Origin of the sequence: Qaidamihabitans albus (genome assembly GCF_016464705.1) — a bacterium.
GTDB classification, from domain to species: Bacteria; Actinomycetota; Actinomycetes; order Mycobacteriales; family Pseudonocardiaceae; genus Qaidamihabitans; species Qaidamihabitans albus.
This window is the reverse complement of record NZ_JAEHOB010000002.1, coordinates 541093-557123: the sequence shown is the minus strand read 5'-3', so window position 1 is coordinate 557123 and position 16031 is coordinate 541093. Positions and strand designations below refer to the sequence as shown.

Sequence of the window (16031 nt, the reverse complement as noted above, 5' to 3'; positions counted from 1 at the left end):
CGTGAGCTGTGATCCTGTCGCAGGACGTGGCCCGTGGCGTCGCCGAAGGCACGGTCACCCAGGTGTTCCGCCGGTGGGCCAAACCGAACGTGCGCCCAGGGGACACGGTGCGCACGGTGGCCGGCGTCATCGCCGTGGAGTCGGTGGAACCGATCGACCCGATGGCGATCCGCGAGGCGGATGCGGCCGCGGCGGGACAGCGGTCCGCCGCCGATGTCCGGGCGGCGCTGCGAGGCTCGGACGACCACCCGACCTACCGCATCCGAGTTCGCTGGGCCGGTCCCGATCCCAGGATCGCACTCGGGGCCGACGACGATCTCTCACCGGAGCAGGCCGAGCAGATCGGTCGCCGGCTGGCCCAGCTGGATGCCCGCAGCAGCCACGGTGCCTGGACCCGGGCCGTTCTCGAACTCATCGCCGCGCATCCCGGCCGAAGGGCGGGCGACCTTGCGGACCTGCTCGGCCGGGAGAAGCAGGCACTCAAGCTCGACATCCGCAAGCTCAAGAACATCGGCCTCACCCAGAGTCTCGAGGTCGGATACCGGCTCTCGCCCCGCGGCGCCGCCTACCTCCAAGCCGTACGCGATGGGTGAGCGTCGGTGGGCTCACCGTCCGTGTGGTCAACGTCCGTGGGCTCAGACGCCCCAGTCCGGGCGCAGCGGCATCGCGGCATCGCCGGAGGCGCCCACCTTGACGCCGAGCACCTGGTGCAACTCGATCCGGCGCTGCTCGAACGACAGCCGTGACGCGGCCATGTAGAGCGCCCACACACGCGCCCGGCGCTCCCCGGCCTCGCGCGTCGCCTCGGTCCAGTTCGCGTCGAGGTTGGCGCACCACGCCGCCAGCGTGCGGGCGTAGTGCTCGCGCAGGTTCTCCTCGTGGCGAACCTCGAACCCATTGTCGTGCATGGCGGACACGATCGTGCCGACGCCTTCCAGCTCGCCGTCCGGGAAGACGTACCGGTCGATGAACTGCCCGACCCGGTTGGGTTCCTTGTCATTCGGGCGGGTGATGCTGTGGTTGAGCAGGCGGCCGCCGTCCCGCAGCTTCGACGCCAGGGAGCGGAAGTACGCGGGCAGCCTGCGGGCACCCACATGCTCGGTGAGCCCGATCGACGACACGGCGTCGAAGCCGCCCTCCGTCACGTCGCGGTAGTCGAGGTGGCGCACCTCGGCGCGGTCGGCGAGGCCCTTGGCGACGATGTCCTTCTGCGCCCACTGTGCCTGCTCGCGCGAGAGGGTGACGCCGAGTGCGTGCACGCCGTAGTGCTCCGCGGCGTGCGCGACCATTCCGCCCCACCCGCAGCCGACGTCGAGCAGCCGCATCCCCGGCCGCAGCCCCAGTTTTCGGCAGACCAGGTCGAACTTGTGCCACTGCGCCTGATCCAGCGACGCGTCGTCGGATGGATAGCACGCGCACGTGTACGCCATCGACGGGCCGAGCACGAGCTCGTAGAAGCGGTTGGAGACGTCGTAGTGCCGCGAGATGGCCTCGCTGTCGCGGGTCTTCGAATGCCGCAGGCCCTGCAGCCCCCGCCGCAGCCGGCCGGGCGCCTCCTCCGGCGGCGGTTCAACGCGCCGCAGGTAGCGAGGGCCCAGTGTGCGCAGCACCGCGATCCGGTCCCGCACGCTCAGCTCGCCCATCCGCTCGGTCAGGGCGCGCAGCATGGTGTAGAGGTCGCCGTGGACGCGCAGCTCGCCGGCCACGTAGGCGCGCGCCATTCCGAGCTCGCCCGGCGAGGAGAGCGCGTAACTCAGCGCCAGCGGCGAACGCAGTTCGATCTCGGCCTCCGCGTCGGCACTGCCCGCGGTACTGCCGTCGTATGCCGTGATCCGCAGCGGTGCCTCCGCGCCAAGCAGACGCTCGAAAGTCCCCGCGAGCCCGCCATCCGTCATCGTGCCCTCACCTCGCCTCGACACATTTGCCGTACAGGTCCAGTAGCCTCTGGCCGGGGTCGTAGCGCCGCTTCAGCGCGTGGTAGGCCTCGCCGTTGTAGAGGCGCCAGAACGTCTTCTCGTCGTAGAAGCTTTCCGAGTAGAGCGACTTGCGTCCACCGAGTTCCGTCACGGTGCGCTCGATCAGCCGGTTGTGGGTGCCCGGTGCTTCGCCGTCGGCGAGTGGCACCGTGCCCCAGAATCCGAAGTTGACATAGAGCGTTTCGGGGTCCAGCTCGTACAGCGGCCAGTGCTGGTCGGCCCGGCGCTGCCGGACCGGGCAGATCCAGACCGGACTGATCGGGACCTCGCGGTGGAGGACGTCGAGGAACTCGGCCGCCCGGTCCACGGGCACCTCGATGTCCTGCACGACAGCCTCCGTCTCCGGCTTGCCCAGCCTGCGTTCGAGCCGGGCGAGCAGGCGGTGGCGCCGCTCGAAGGAGACCACCTTCCAGTACACGTCCGAGCGCAGCAGCCGGCGGCCGAGCAGCAGCCGCACCAGGCGGTTCTGCGCGCCGAGTGCGCGGGAGCACCAGAACCAGTCGGTGTCCCAGCGCCAGAGGTAGTCGCGCGTGGTGAGGTGGTCGGTGGTGCGCTCCCGGATGGAGCGGTAGTAGATGTTGAGCCAGGTGTAGTCGCTGGTGCGCGGTGCGTCGTCGGTGAATGTGCCGAGCGTCAGGTACATCTCGTGGGGACCGAACACGGTGCCGTCGACGAAGTCGGCCTCGCCGTCGCGGCACGCGCGGTCCAGCGCGGCGAAGTACTCATCGGGGTCGCTGTGCCGTACATGGCGCAGCCGCACGTACGGGCGCACCGGTTCGAGCTCGATGCGCAGGCGCAACGCGTAGCCGAGGGTGCCGTAGGAGTTGGGGAAACCGTAGAAGAGGTCGCTGTGTTCGCCGTCCGGGCGGGCGACGACGATGTCGCCGGCACCGGTGAGCAGCTCCATCTCGAGCACCGACTCGTGCGGCATCCCGTTGCGGAACGACGAGGACTCGATGCCGAGGCCCGTTACCGCGCCGCCCAGGGTGATGGTCTTCAGCTGCGGCACCACCAGCGGCATCAGTCCGTGTGGCAGGGTCGCGTCCACAAGCTCCTCGTAGGTGACCATGCCCTCGACGTCGGCCGTGCGGGCCACCGGGTCGACGTCGAGGACGTGCCGGAAGCCGGATACGTCGAGCCCCGCGGTGCGGGAGTCGGCGCGTGGTCGGAAGAGGTTGGACGTGCGTTTCGCCAGCCGTACCGGCGCGCCCGCGGGCAGTGCCGCGAGCTGGCTCCGGAGCTGTGCGACCCGTGCGTCGTGTCCGGAGGCTCCTGGGGAACGGTTGCCGGCATCCCGGCTGTTCAGCGCCATGACCCTATGATCACCGTCCCGGGCGGCCGGGGCCACCGTGGTGATCTGCTTCACTCGCCGGCGTGCCGCCGTTGCTGTGCTCGTGTGCGCCACCGTTGCCGGCTGCACCGGCCCGCGGCGAACGACTGCGCTCGTGCCCGCCATCGAGCTCGGCCAGTTCGGCCCGCAGTCGCGCGATTTCCTGGCGCGCTTCGTCGAGTTCGTTCTCGAGTTCGAGGATGCGGTGCGCGGAGGCCAGGGTGTGCCCGTCGTCGAACAGGCTGCGCAGCCGGCTGGCCATGCCGAGCTGGTGACGGGAGTAGCGGCGATGCCCACCGCTGGAGCGCTCCGGCGAAACGACTCCCGCATGGTCGAGGCTGCGCAGGAACGGCTGTTCCACGCCGAGCAACTCGGCTGCCTGCCCTGTCGTGTACGCGGGGTAGTGCTCGTCGTCCAGGTAGCGCAGGTTCATGGCGGCTCGATCTCCGTCAACCGAAATGGCCATTGCATGTCAAGGCTATCTCTAGCGACTGGTTGACACAATTTGAAGTGGACGCTATAAGAATTACAGGTTGATCACACGTCTCATGTCGAGCGAAAAGAAGGTGAATCACGCCGTGCGCGATCGCCGGTCCGATCAGCGGTCCCACCCTGTCGCCGAAGCCATCGAGGAAGCCGAGCGCGGCATCGCCCGCGTGCAGCGGGCGCTCGATGCTCACGACGGTGACCTGCGCGCCCTCCGGGAGGCGATCAGCGGCACGCTGCGCCTCACCCGTTCCCTCGCCGCGACGGTCGACCGGATCGGCCTGTACGCGCCGAGCACGGTCCCCGACCCCGCGATCGTCGGGGACGTGGTGGCGGACCTGCGTGCGCTGCACGGCTGTCTCACCACCGGCGCCGCACTGGTCGATCCCGCGGTCGAGGACGTGCGCGGGCTCGTCGAGGGGATGGACCGGGACGGCGGCCCCGTGCCCACCGTGCCTACTGCGCGTACGCCGCGTACGGTCCCGGCCGGCCCCGGCGCCGATCCCGGGATGGACCCGGCGGACGACTTTGCGGCGCGCTGGGAGGAGTGGGCCGCGCTGGGTCCCGGCCCTTCGTGAACGGGGCCCTCGTGAACAGGCCAGCGAGCACCGGCTACGGCGCGTCGCTGCCGAAGACACCCTGCCCCGGCGTGAGCACGCCCTCGGGGTCGTACCGGCGTTTCGCGGCCTGCAGGGTGGGCCACTCGTCGCCGAAGTGCTCGGCCCAGTCCTTCGGTGACATCGGCAGCATGTTCACCGGATAGACGGTGCCGCCGAGGCCGCTCGCGCGTTCGAACAGCTCCGCGTTGAGCCGCACCATGCGTGCGGTCCCCGCCACGTCGTGCGGCTCTCCCGTGCGCAGCAGCGCGAACAGCCACGCGAGTTCGCCCGGCGGCGTTCGCAGCAGCGGCGTGCCGAGCCGGTCGGTGCGCACCGGATACAGCATCACCAGTCCCGTGTCGCCCAGGTCGGCGCCGGTGGTGCCGGCCAGGGTCTCCTTCACGAACTCCTCGACGGCGTCGTCCGGGACGAACATGTTCAGCCACGGATGCGGGCGGTACCAGCTTCCCTCCGCCCGCAGGATCGCCTCGCCCTCGGCCATCCGGTCGAGGAACTCCAGGTAGGTCGTGTCCTCGCGTTCGGTCGTGTCCCGGTCGAAGGAGAGATCGCCGAGCAGCTCGTCCTCGTCGGGCTCGTCCGGCAGCGAGTAGTAGGTGGTCGCTTCGAGCAGGTACCGCCAGGACTCGGCGTCGTCGTCCAGCAGCGCCTGGCCCTCCACGTAGTCGAACCGGCCGTCGCCGACGACGAGGCGCTGGTCGGCGACGAAGGCTGTGGCCGAGTCGTAGTACAGCCGCCACCGGCGGGCGCGCTGCCGGGCCGGCCGCAGGCGGATCGCGGCGCGCACGAGGACGCCGCACTGGCCGAGCCCGGCTCGCACCGCGTCGAACAGGTCGCGGTCCTGCTCCGCCGAGCACCGCCGCAGCTCGCCGGAACCGGTGACGACCTCCAGCTCGGCGACGGTGTCGGTCTGCGCGCCGTGCCGGTGGCTCATGCCCCCGAGCCCGCCGACGGCAAGGGTGCCGCCCACCGTGAGGTCCAGGTAGTCCGTGAGCACGGGTGGCGTCAGCCCCCGCGGCAGGGTCGCGGCCAGTACCTGCCGCCACCGTGCTCCCGCGTCGACGAGCACCTGGTCGCCCGTGCCCGCGTGCACGGTCGACAGGCTCGTCATGTCGAGCACGATCCCGCCCTCGGCCTGCCCCTGTCCGAACGGCGAGTGCCCGGCGCCGCGCGCGGCGACCGGGATCCCGCGGCCTGCGGCGAACGTGACGACGGCGGCGACGTCGGCGGCCGACCCCGGCCGCACCACAGCCCTCGGCCGGGCCTGCACGACATGACCCCAGTCCTGCGCGGCTCTGGCCAGGCTCGCGTCGTCGTCGAAGACGTTCCCGGTCAGGGCGGGCAGGTCGGCGAGCGCGAACGGTGGGGACACCCTGGCGACTCTAGCGACGCTGTCCAGGGCCGGGTGCCGGGGATCACGGCCCCTGCCTCGTCCGGCATGGGCGTCTCGTCCTTCCCGCGATGCCGCACGGAAGGGACGGTGATGAGCGGGCACATCGCGGTGATCGGTGGTGGACCGGCCGGCCGCGATCGAACGCGGCGGCGACGTGTTTGTCGCGGAGACATGGTCGCGGCACCGGCGATACGCGATGAGATCTCGGTCGACAGTGCCCTGCGTGCCGCCGAGGGCGCGGTGGCGCTCTCGGCGGCACGTGGTCCGGCTCAGGCGGTGCCGCTGGGCTGGGGTAGCGCTCCGAGGCCGGGACTGTCGACGCGCTCGAGCTCGTGTTTGAGGGTCTCCAGTTCGGCACCCCCGGCCATGTGCAGGGTGAGCTCGTCCAGGGTGAGCGCGTCGCGGGCGGCGTCCAGCTCCACCTCGCCGTGCTTGAGGACGGCAAAATGGTCGCCGACCAGGAACGCGTGGTGCGGGTTGTGGGTGATGAAGATGACGCCGAGCCCGGCCTCCCTGGCGGCGGCGACGTACTTGAGCACCACCCCGGACTGCTTGACCCCGAGCGCGGCGGTCGGCTCGTCCAGGATGAGCACCCGGGCACCGAAGTAGATGGCACGCGCGATGGCCACGCACTGACGCTGCCCGCCGGAGAGGGTGCCGATCGGCTGGTCGATGTCGGGCAGGTGAATGCCCATCTTCCGCAATTCGGCGTCGGCCGTGGCGCGCATGCCCCGCACGTCCAGCCGCCGTAGCGGCCAGTGCCCTGTGGTGCGCTCCGAGCCGAGGAAGAAGTTGCGCCACACCGGCATCAGCGGCACCACCGCGAGGTCCTGGTACACCGTCGCGATGCCCCGGTCCAGCGCGTCGCGCGGGGAGGCGAAGCGCACCGGCTCCCCGTCGACGCGGTACGTGCCGTCGTCGTAGCCGTGCAGGCCGGAGACGATCTTGATCAGGGTGGACTTCCCGGCGCCGTTGTCGCCGAGGATGCACGTCACGCGTGCCTCGTGCACCGCGAGACTGACGTCGTGCAGAGCACGGATGTTGCCGTAGTGCTTGCCGATGCCCTCGAGTTCGACCACCGGCACGCGGTCGTCGGCGTTGGTCATGGTGTCACCTCCGGGCGGCGCGGTTGCGCACCCACAAGTTGAGCAGCGTCGCCGCCAGCAGCGTCGCGCCGATGAAGAACATGAACCAGTCCGGATTCCAGCCGGCGTAGACGATGCCCTGGCCGGTCATGCCGAAGATGAACGCGCCGATCGCCGCGCCGACCGCCGAGCCGTACCCGCCGGTGAGCAGGCAGCCGCCGATCACCGCCGCGGCGATGAAGATCAGCTCCTGGCCCACCCCCTCGCCGGACTGGACCGTGTTGAACGCGAACAGCTTGTGCATCCCGGCGAACCACGCGGTGAAGCCGACCGTCATGAACAGGCCGATCTTGGTGCGCTTGACCGGTACCCCGACCGCGCGGGCCGAGTCGGCCTGCCCGCCGACGGCGAAGATCCAGTTGCCGACCTTCGTGCGCAGCAGCACCCAGGTGGCGATCGCCACGAAAGCCAGCCACCAGAAGACGGTGACCTTCACCGAGACCGCGCCGATCGTCAACGCCGAGGCGAACACGGCGCGAGCGGAGTCGAAACCGTCCATGTCGGCGATCGAGTCCGTCGCCACCCCGCCGCTGACCAGCTTCGTGACCGCCAGGTTCAGCCCTTGCAACATCAGGAACGTCGACAGCATCACCAGGAAGCTGGGCAGCCGGGTGCGTATCAGCACGTAGCCGTTGAACATCCCGATGCCGAGCGAAAGCGCGAGCGCCACGACGATGCCGACCCACACGTTGGTGGTGAACTCGAAGGCGAACATCGCCGCCGTCAGCGCCGAGGTCGTCACCGCCACGCCCGCGGAGAGATCGAACTCCCCGCCGATCATCAGCAGCGCCACCCCGACCGTGACGATCCCGATGGTCGACGACGCGTACAGCACGGTGGACAGCGACGCCGCGTGCCGGAACGGCTCCGCGATCACGAAGAACATCACGAACACCGCGACCGCGCCCATCAGCGAGCCGACCTCCGGCCGGCCGAAGAACCGCTTGCCCACCGACCGCCTGCCGGCCTGCGCGTGCCCGGGCTCCGGTGGCGCCGGGGCGGGTGCGGGCTGAACTGCCTGAGTCATGGTTGCCTCCCCGCGCCTAGCGGGTGCCGTTCTCGGCGAACTCGGCGATGCTGTCGATGTTGTCCTTGGTGATGAACGCAGGCCCGGTCAGCACCGGCTGCTCACCGCCGCCGCTGAAGTTGCCGTTGTGCCGGTAGAGCCAGATCGAGTCGACCGCGAGATAGCCCTGCAGGTACGGCTGCTGGTCGACCGCGAACTGCACGTCGCCGTCCTTGATCGCCTTGACGAGGTCCTTGTTCGTGTCGAACGTCGCCACCTTCGCCGAGCTGCCCGCGTCGGCGACCGACTGCACCGCGGCCAGCGCGAACGGCGCGCCGAGCGTCACGACGTACTCGATGTCCGGATCCTGTTGCAGCTTGGCCTGGATCGTGGACTGGACCGCCGGCATGTCCTGTCCGTTGACGTAGAGCGTCTCGCTCTTGCCGTCGAAGTTGTCCCGCAGGCCGCCGCAGCGGGCTTCGAGCGCGACGTGGCCCTGTTCCATGTTCACGCAGATCGCCCGCTTGGCGCCGAGTTCGTTCAGCCGCTCCGCGAACTGCTTGCCCGCGATCGCCTCGTCCTGCCCGAAGTACTGCAGCAGGCCCATGCCCTTCCAGTCGTCCAGTCCCGAGTTGAAGCCGACCACGGGGATTCCGGCCGCCTCGGCCTTCCGCACGACTCCGGTCATCGCGTCCGGCTTGGCCAGGGTGAGCGCGATCCCGTCCACCTTCTGGTCGATCGCGTTCTGCACCAGGTTGGCCTGCTGGCCCGCCTCCGGGTCGGCCGAGTAGAGCAGCTCGACGTTGTCCTTCGCCGCCGCGGCCTCGGCGCCCTTGCGGACCAGGTCCCAGAAGGTGTCGCCCGGCGCGGCATGGGTGATCATGGCGACCCGCAGGCGCGGCGTGTCGGCGGTGCCCGCGCCGATGCCGCCGCTGCCCTCCTGCGCCTCCTTGCCGCCGCTGCCACTGCAACCGGCGATCGCCAGCAGTGCCGCGGCCGCGAGGGCGGCGAGCGACGACACACGATTCCTCTTCTTCATGCGGTTGCACCTCTTTGTGCGTTGGCTGACCAGGGCTAGTGCGCTCTACTAGCGCGCTCTAGCAGTCGGGTACTATGCTGCGCGTCACACGCTGATGTCAATACCTTCTAGTGAACGGTTGCGGAGGGGGAGTGCACGATCGACGGATGAGCGAGGAGTCGGAGACCCGCGGTAACCGCGCACGGCAGAGCAGGCCGACGATGGCGGACGTCGCCGCGAAGGTCGGGGTGTCGCGCGCGCTCGTGTCCCTGGTCTTCCGTAACGAGCCGGGGGCGAGCAAGGAGACAAGGGAACGGGTCTTCCAGGCGGCCGACGAGCTCGGCTACCGCCCGGACAGCGCCGCGCAGATGCTCGCACGCAGCCGCAGCAAGGTGCTCGGCGTCATGCTCACCGTCCGCAACCCCTTCCACGCCGACATCGTCGAGGGCATCTACCCGGTCGCGGAGCAGCACGGCTACGACATCCTGCTCTCGGCCACGGCGCCGACGCGGGACGAGCGCAAGGCGGTGGAGGCGCTGCTGAGCCACCGCTGCGAGGGGCTGATCATGCTCGGCCCGAACATGGAGGCCAGGCACCTCGCCGAGCTCGCCGAGCGGATCCCGGTCGTGGCCGTCGGCCGCCGCTTTCCCGGGGTCGAGGTCGACTCGGTGCACACCGCCGAGGCCAAGGGCGTGCGGCAGGCCATCGATCACCTCGTCGAGCTCGGCCACTCCGCGATCACGCACATCGACGGCGGCAAGGGTGCAGGCTCAGTTGAGCGCCGCCGCGCCTACCGGGCCGCCATGCGCAAACACGGCCTGGCCGGGCACATCCAGGTGCTGCCCGGCGACCACACGGAGGAGTCGGGCGCGCAGGCGGCGATGGCGCTGCTCGCCGACCGGGTGAACATGGCGACCGCGATACTCGCCGGCAACGACCGCTGCGCCATCGGTTTCCTCGACGCGGTGTGGCGGGCCGGCCTGCGCGTCCCCGGAGACATCTCGGTGGTGGGCTATGACGACAGCCATCTCGCGCACCTCTCGCACATCGACCTCACGACCGTGCGCCAGGACCCCGACCGGCAGGCCGAACTCGCCGTCCGCGCGGTGGCCGAGCGGCTGGACGGGGTTCGCTCGGAGGTCCGGGAGCTGGTGCTGGACCCCAAGTTCGTCGCGCGGGGCACCACCGGGCCGCCGCCCCGGCGCGGCTGAGCGCGAAGGGTGGGCGCCTGCCGGGTCCCGGCGGGAAGGGCCACAGTTCCCACGTCCGGTGGGGATCAACCGAGTGTTTTCCGCTTTTCGCCCGGGTACATCCGGAGAATCATGGGAGCTGCGCCCCGTGCCCGGCAGCCCGCGGCCCGGGGCCGTACCCGAGGAGAGGAGTGCGGAAATGATGCCGGACACGGAAAGAACCGACTCGGCCCAGCATCCCCCGCCGCCGGTCATCCAGCCCGGACCACACGGCGGAGGCGGCGACTCGGCGGGCAACACGCGGGTGCCCGCGCCGCGCGAGGACGACGAGGAGCTGGAACCGACGATCGTGCTCGGTCGCGAGTAGGTTCTGCCGTGTAGCGTGCTACATTGGCCGTATGAGTACGGCCGGACCGATCCGATGATCCGCAAGGACCGCGAGCTGCTCGCCCGCCTGTCCGCGCTGAACACCTACCTCGGCGAGATCGTGGTGGAGCTGCTGCATCGCCAGGACGGTGGCGAGTTGCCCGCGGACGGGTTGCGCCAGCTGGGCGGGCACCTGCAGCGGCTGACCACGGATCTGCTCGCCCGCGCCGACGAGCTCGACGCCGTGGTGATCGATGCGCCGGGCTAGCGCCAGGGGCCGCGGATGTACGGCGCCGGCCCGCCGGTGCGGCCGCCGCTGGTTTCCGCGTTGTGCCGTCCGGCAGGCGATCATCCGTGAGGAACCTGAACACCCCTGAACCAGGCCGGACCACGCGGGCGGACAAGACCGGCGAAAAAGAACGGCGAAAAGACACGGCGGAACACTGCGGCCCTGCGGCGGCGGCGAGCGAGGTACGGTCCCCGGTGGCCTTCGCATGCCACCGGAGGAGGACAGTCGATGAACGCAGCGCCGCCCGGCCCGGAAGAGCCGGCAGCCTTCGAGGTCGCCGCGCGCCGGTACCTCGCCGACGCCGAGCGGGTGGCGGGCCGGGCGCCGGACGCCGAGCCGCGCCAGGTGGAGCGGGTGGGTGTGGTCGGTGCGGGCACGATGGGTGCCGGGATCGCCGCCGCGTTCCTCCAGGCCGGTTTCCCCGTGACGCTGGTCGAGCAGTCGGCGGACGCGCTGGAACGCGGCGTCGGGCGGATCCGGGAGATCCAGGACAAGGCCGTGGCGAAGGGCAAGGCCGACCGGGCCGAGGCCGAGCACAGGCTGGCGGCACTCACACCGGGCACCGACCAGGCCGCGCTGGCCGGATGTGATCTCGTGGTGGAGGCTGTGTTCGAGGACATGGCCGTCAAACGGGAGCTGCTGTCCCGGCTCGGCGCACTGGCGAAACCGGGTGCCGTCCTCGCCTCCAACACCTCCTATCTCGATCTCGACGAGCTCGCGGCCGCCAGCGGCAGGCCCGGCGACGTGGTGGGCCTGCACTTCTTCAGCCCTGCCCACGTCATGCGCCTGCTCGAGGTGGTGCGCGGTGAGCGCACCGCCGACGACACGCTGGCCACCGCGCTGCGGCTCGGTGGCGCGCTCGGCAAGGTGGCGGTTGTCGCCCGGGTGTGCGACGGCTTTATCGGCAACCGGATCTACAACGTGTACCGCACCGAGTGCGAGTTCATGCTGGAGGAGGGCGCACTGCCCAGGGAGGTCGACGCGGCGCTGGAGGAGTTCGGCTTCGCGATGGGCCCGTTCGCGGTGGGCGACCTTTCCGGCCTGGACATCGCGTGGGCGAACCGCAAGCGGGTCGCCGCCACGCGGGATCCGGGCGAGCGGGTGCCCGGCGTGCTCGACCGGTTGTGCGAGCACGGCAGGTTCGGCCGCAAGTCGGGCGCGGGCTACTACCGTTACCGGGAGGGCGCGCGGCGCGGCGAGGTGGACGAGACCGTGCACGAGCTCATTCGCCAGGTGTCCGAGGAGAAGGGCTTCCAGCGACGGCCGTTCGCCGCCGAGGAGATCGTGCGCCGCGCGCTCGGGGCGATCGTCGGCGAGGCCAGGCGGGTGCTGGAGGACGGAATCGCCGAACGTGCCTCGGACATCGATCTCGTGCTCGTCCACGGCTACGGTTTTCCGGCGCACCGTGGCGGTCCGCTGTTCTGGGCCGACCGGCAACCCGGCCGGTGACAGGCGTGGCCCGGGCCGGGGGAACGCGCGGTACGCGCCGGCCCGGCCCGGGGCTTTTCCGGACTCAGCGCTGTTCGGGCTCGGAGCGTTCGGACTCGTCGATGGGCGGGACGGCGGGATCGTCGTCGGCAGGCGGCTCCGGGTCGCGCCACTCCTCGGCCCGGCTCGGGCGGTTGCCCTTCAACATGCCCTGCAGTTCGGACTTGAGCTCGTCGTCCTCACGGGGACTGTGCCGGTCGCTCTCGCGGTGCATATGAGCCTCCTTTCCCGAATCAGCCGCCTACCCGTGGCCGCCGTGCGTGAAACCCGTGCGCGCCGCTGCCGGGTTTGTACGGCTCGCTGTGGGTACCCGGAGGGGGACAGCAGCAAGTGATCGCGGTACGGGAGGCAGCATGACCGCGCGACCCCCCGATCCCGACCCGCGCGAGACCCCCGGACTTGAGCGTGGCGGCGGCGTCGCGCCCGGCGACACCCCGCCCGAGTCGGGGCAGGTCTCCGGCCTGAGCCATCAGGAGCCGCGGCAGTCCAGGAAGATGTCGCTCGGCTGGGTGCTGGCCATCGCCGTGGTCGTCGTGCTCGTCGCGGGCTTCTTCGTCGCCTACGCGGTCGCCCTGCTCGGCGAGTAGGACCGTGCCCTGAGGAGGTTTTCGAGTGTCCAAGCGGATCTTGATCGCCGGCGGTGGCTACGTCGGCCTCTACACCGCGCTGCGGTTGCAGCGGCGGCTCCAGCGCGGCGAGGCCGAGGTGACGGTGGTCAACCCGGAGAACTTCATGGTCTACCGGCCGCTGCTGCCGGAGGTGGCCTCCGGCACGCTCGAACCCCGGCATGCCGTGGTACCGCTGCGCGCCGTGCTCAAGGGCACGCGGTTCGTGGCGGGCAGGCTCACCGGTGTCGACGCGCAGCGGTCGGTCGCCTCGGTGGAGCCCTACGCAGGGCCGTCCCTCGACCTGGAGTACGACGAGCTGGTGCTCGGCCTCGGGGCGATGTCGAAGCTCATGCCCGTGCCCGGGCTGGCCGACTGCGGCATCGGTTTCAACTCGCTCGCCGAGGCGGTCTATCTGCGGGACCACGTGCTGCGGCGGCTGGAGATCGCCTCCGCCACCGCCGATCCCGAACTGCGCAGGCGTGCCCTGACGTTCGTGTTCGTCGGCGGCGGTTATACCGGCGTCGAGGCGCTGGCCGAGCTGCAGGACATGGCCGTGGACGTGCTCGCGGGCTACCCGGAGATCGAGGCCACCGAGATGCGCTGGGTGCTGGTCGAGGCCATGGACCGTATTCTCACGACGGTCGGCGAGGAGCTGGCCGAGCGCGCCATGAGGGAGCTGGCCGGCCGGGGCATCGACATCCGGCTCGGGACGCAGCTCGAATCGGCCGAAGGTGGTCTGCTGCAGCTGTCCGACGGCAGCAAGTTCGAGGCCGACACCCTGGTCTGGGTGGCGGGCACCCGGCCGCAGGCGCTGGTCGGTGAGCTGGGCCTGCCGGTGGACGAGCGCGGCAGGCTGGTGGTGGACCCGACCATGCGGGTCGAGGGAACCCGCAACATCTGGGCCGCGGGCGACTGCGCCGCGGTGCCCGATCAGGAGCAGGGCGTCAGCCCGCCAACGGCGCAGCACGCGGTGCGCCAGGCCGAACAGCTCGGGGACAACCTGGTCGCCGACATCCGCGGCAGGCAGGCGGGGCCGTTCCGCTACCGCAGCCGCGGCGAGTTCGTGACGCTGGGCAAGAACAAGGCGGTCGGCGAGGCGTTCGGCCGCCAGCTCGACGGCACGCTCGCGTGGGCGGCCCGCCGCGCTTACTACGCGACGCAGATCCCGACGTGGAACCGGACCATCCGGGTGCTCGGCGACTGGCTCGTCGGCATGCCCTACGGCCACGACGTCGTCGACCTCGGCTCCCGGGAGGAGCCGCGTGGCGCATTCGAGGAGGCCGCGGGCCGCTGATCCGGCGTGCCGTCAGCCCGGCCCGGCGCGCCCGGTCGGTGGGGTTTCGTGCCGCGGTACTCAGGTAGGGGTTGATCTTCTACATAACCTTGACGATGCCGCAATATCACGTAGAAACTATCCGGCATGACCGCCATCGATGCCGGAGAGACCACCGACTCGCCCGTCGTGTCGTTCGATCGCCATCCGGACGGCTACCGGCACTGGAAGCTCACGGTCGACGGCCCCGTGGCCTGGCTGGAGCTGGACGTCGACGAGGCGGGCGGCCTCGTGCCCGGCTACGAGCTGAAGCTGAACTCCTACGACCTCGGCGTGGACATCGAGCTCTACGACGCGGTGCAGCGGTTGCGGTTCGAGTATCCCGCGGTCCGGTCGGTCGTGCTGACCAGCGCGAAGGAGAACGTGTTCTGCGCTGGTGCGAACATCCGGATGCTGGCGGGCTCCCCGCACGAGTGGAAGGTGAACTTCTGCAAGTTCACCAACGAGACCCGCAACGGCATGGAGGACGCCACCGAGAACTCGGGGCAGACGTATCTCGCTGCGGTGAACGGCGCCTGCGCGGGCGGCGGGTACGAGCTGGCGCTGGCCTGTGAGCACATCGTGCTGGTGGACGACAACTCCTCGACGGTGGCGCTGCCGGAGGTGCCGCTGCTCGGCGTGCTGCCCGGCACGGGCGGGCTCACCCGGGTGGTGGACAAGCGCAGGGTGCGCAAGGACCGCGCGGACGTGTTCGCCACCCGCAGCGACGGCGTGAAGGGCCGGACCGCCGTGGAATGGCGGCTGGTGGACGAGCTCGCGCCGCGCCGGGAGTTCGCCGAGACGGTCCGCCGCCGGGCGCGGGAGCTGGCGGAGCGGAGCAGCCGCCCGGCCGACGCCAAGGGCATCGAGTTGGTGCCGCTGGAGCGGGTGGAGAGCGCGGACGGTGTCGCCTACCGGCACGTCAGCGCCCGCTACGACCGCGCGGCGGGGACGGTGGAGCTCACCGTGCGCGGGCCGCGTGAGGATGCCCCGGACGGGCCGGCGGGGGCCCACGAGCAGGGTGCCGCGAACTGGCTGCTGGCCGTGACGCGCGAGCTGGACGACGCGATCCTGCGGCTGCGGACCAACGAGACCGAGCTGGGCACGTGGGTGCTGCGCACCGAGGGCGACCCGGCGCGGGTGCTGGCGCACGAGCGGGTGATGCTGGACAACGCGGCCGGGGACTGGTTGTGCAACGAGATCGTGCACTACTACAAGCGCACCCTGAAACGGCTGGACGTGACCAGCCGCAGCCTGATCGCACTGATCGAGCCGGGGAGCTGCTTCGCCGGGGTGCTGCTGGAACTGGCGCTGGCGGCCGACCGGCAGTACATGCTGGACGGGCCACCGATCGAGGACGAGGACAGCGACGAGCGCGCCGCCATCGTGCTCTCCGGCGCCAACTTCGGGCCCTTCCCGATGGGCAATGGCCTTTCCCGGCTGGAGTCCCGCTTCTACCGCGAGGACGAGCACCTGGCGTGGCTGCGCAGGGAACGCGACCGGGAACTCACCCCGGGGGAGGCGGTCGAGCTGGGGCTGGTCACCGGCGCGCCGGACGACATCGACTGGGAGGACGAGATCCGGCTCGTGGTCGAGGGCCGCAGATCCCTCTCGCCGGATGCGCTCACCGGGATGGAGGCCAGCCACCGCTTCACGGGCCCGGAGACGATGGAGACGAAGATCTTCGGGCGGCTCTCGGCCTGGCAGAACTGGATCTTCAACCGGCCCAACGCCGCGGGACCCGACGGCGCGCTGCGCCGCTACGGCACCGGACGCAAGGCCGTGTTCGACAGGAAGCGAGTCTGAC

16 protein-coding genes and 1 pseudogene are annotated in these 16031 nt (G+C 70.8%); 9 read left to right on the top strand and 8 right to left on the bottom strand.

Features of this window, described 5'->3' with window-relative positions; all coding sequences use genetic code 11:
• Positions 1-8: 8 nt before the first annotated feature.
• Positions 9-593: a hypothetical protein gene (locus JAP66_RS05860; RefSeq protein ID WP_199430512.1), complete on the top strand. Its 585-nt coding sequence runs from the start codon at positions 9-11 to the stop codon at positions 591-593.
• Positions 594-635: 42 nt separating this feature from the next.
• On the opposite strand, the gene JAP66_RS05855 is transcribed toward JAP66_RS05860, so the two are convergent.
• From JAP66_RS05855 to JAP66_RS05845, 3 genes and pseudogenes are all read right to left on the bottom strand, one after another.
• On the bottom strand, positions 636-1895 hold the full coding sequence (locus tag JAP66_RS05855) for a class I SAM-dependent methyltransferase (RefSeq protein WP_199430511.1): 1260 nt from the start codon (positions 1893-1895) through the stop codon (positions 636-638).
• A 7-nt stretch (positions 1896-1902) separates the two neighbouring features.
• Positions 1903-3288 (bottom strand): FAD-binding oxidoreductase, encoded by a 1386-nt coding sequence (locus tag JAP66_RS05850; RefSeq protein WP_199430510.1) that lies wholly within the window; start codon positions 3286-3288, stop codon positions 1903-1905.
• 145 nt (positions 3289-3433) lie between these two features.
• Positions 3434-3739 (bottom strand): annotated as a pseudogene (locus tag JAP66_RS05845) (MerR family transcriptional regulator); the annotation flags it as partial.
• Between the two features lie 145 nt (positions 3740-3884).
• Between JAP66_RS05845 and JAP66_RS05840 the strand changes: the two are divergent.
• On the top strand, positions 3885-4370 hold the full coding sequence (locus tag JAP66_RS05840) for a hypothetical protein (RefSeq protein WP_199430509.1): 486 nt from the start codon (positions 3885-3887) through the stop codon (positions 4368-4370).
• 34 nt (positions 4371-4404) lie between these two features.
• On the opposite strand, the gene JAP66_RS05835 is transcribed toward JAP66_RS05840, so the two are convergent.
• From JAP66_RS05835 to JAP66_RS05820, 4 genes are all read right to left on the bottom strand, one after another.
• Positions 4405-5781, bottom strand: a complete 1377-nt coding sequence (locus JAP66_RS05835) for an FAD-binding protein (protein WP_199430508.1) — start codon at positions 5779-5781, stop codon at positions 4405-4407.
• Positions 5782-6071: 290 nt separating this feature from the next.
• Positions 6072-6908 carry an ATP-binding cassette domain-containing protein gene (locus tag JAP66_RS05830; protein ID WP_199430507.1) on the bottom strand — a complete coding sequence of 279 codons (837 nt, stop codon included), beginning with the start codon at positions 6906-6908 and terminating at the stop codon, positions 6072-6074.
• Between the two features lie 4 nt (positions 6909-6912).
• Positions 6913-7974 (bottom strand): ABC transporter permease, encoded by a 1062-nt coding sequence (locus JAP66_RS05825; protein ID WP_199430506.1) that lies wholly within the window; start codon positions 7972-7974, stop codon positions 6913-6915.
• 16 nt (positions 7975-7990) lie between these two features.
• Complete coding sequence (locus JAP66_RS05820; protein ID WP_199430505.1) at positions 7991-8992, bottom strand: sugar ABC transporter substrate-binding protein; 1002 nt, start codon at positions 8990-8992, stop codon at positions 7991-7993.
• Positions 8993-9138: 146 nt separating this feature from the next.
• On the opposite strand from JAP66_RS05820, the gene JAP66_RS05815 reads away from it, so the two are divergent.
• The 4 genes from JAP66_RS05815 to JAP66_RS05800 all read left to right on the top strand — a co-directional run bounded on the left by JAP66_RS05815 (position 9139) and on the right by JAP66_RS05800 (position 12265).
• Positions 9139-10182, top strand: coding sequence for a LacI family DNA-binding transcriptional regulator (locus tag JAP66_RS05815; protein ID WP_235998761.1), 1044 nt, complete (start codon positions 9139-9141; stop codon positions 10180-10182).
• Positions 10183-10363: 181 nt separating this feature from the next.
• Positions 10364-10528 (top strand): hypothetical protein, encoded by a 165-nt coding sequence (locus JAP66_RS05810; protein WP_199430504.1) that lies wholly within the window; start codon positions 10364-10366, stop codon positions 10526-10528.
• A gap of 54 nt (positions 10529-10582) precedes the next feature.
• Positions 10583-10795, top strand: a complete 213-nt coding sequence (locus tag JAP66_RS05805; protein WP_199430503.1) for a hypothetical protein — start codon at positions 10583-10585, stop codon at positions 10793-10795.
• A 249-nt stretch (positions 10796-11044) separates the two neighbouring features.
• A complete protein-coding gene (locus tag JAP66_RS05800) occupies positions 11045-12265 on the top strand; it encodes a 3-hydroxyacyl-CoA dehydrogenase (protein ID WP_199430502.1) in 1221 nt (406 codons plus the stop codon).
• Between the two features lie 64 nt (positions 12266-12329).
• Here JAP66_RS05800 and JAP66_RS05795 read toward each other — a convergent pair whose 3' ends face one another.
• Entirely contained in the window at positions 12330-12518 is a 189-nt protein-coding gene (locus JAP66_RS05795; protein WP_199430501.1) for a hypothetical protein, read from the bottom strand.
• A gap of 139 nt (positions 12519-12657) precedes the next feature.
• Here JAP66_RS05795 and JAP66_RS05790 point away from each other — a divergent pair, with 139 nt between their 5' ends.
• From JAP66_RS05790 to boxC, 3 genes are all read left to right on the top strand, one after another.
• Positions 12658-12891 (top strand): DUF6480 family protein, encoded by a 234-nt coding sequence (locus tag JAP66_RS05790; RefSeq protein ID WP_199430500.1) that lies wholly within the window; start codon positions 12658-12660, stop codon positions 12889-12891.
• Between the two features lie 25 nt (positions 12892-12916).
• The gene (locus tag JAP66_RS05785; RefSeq protein WP_199430499.1) at positions 12917-14206 is read left to right on the top strand and encodes an NAD(P)/FAD-dependent oxidoreductase; all 1290 of its coding nucleotides are present in this window, start codon (positions 12917-12919) and stop codon (positions 14204-14206) included.
• Between the two features lie 126 nt (positions 14207-14332).
• Positions 14333-16030, top strand: coding sequence for a 2,3-epoxybenzoyl-CoA dihydrolase (gene boxC / locus JAP66_RS05780; protein WP_199430498.1), 1698 nt, complete (start codon positions 14333-14335; stop codon positions 16028-16030).
• Position 16031: the final 1 nt, after the last annotated feature.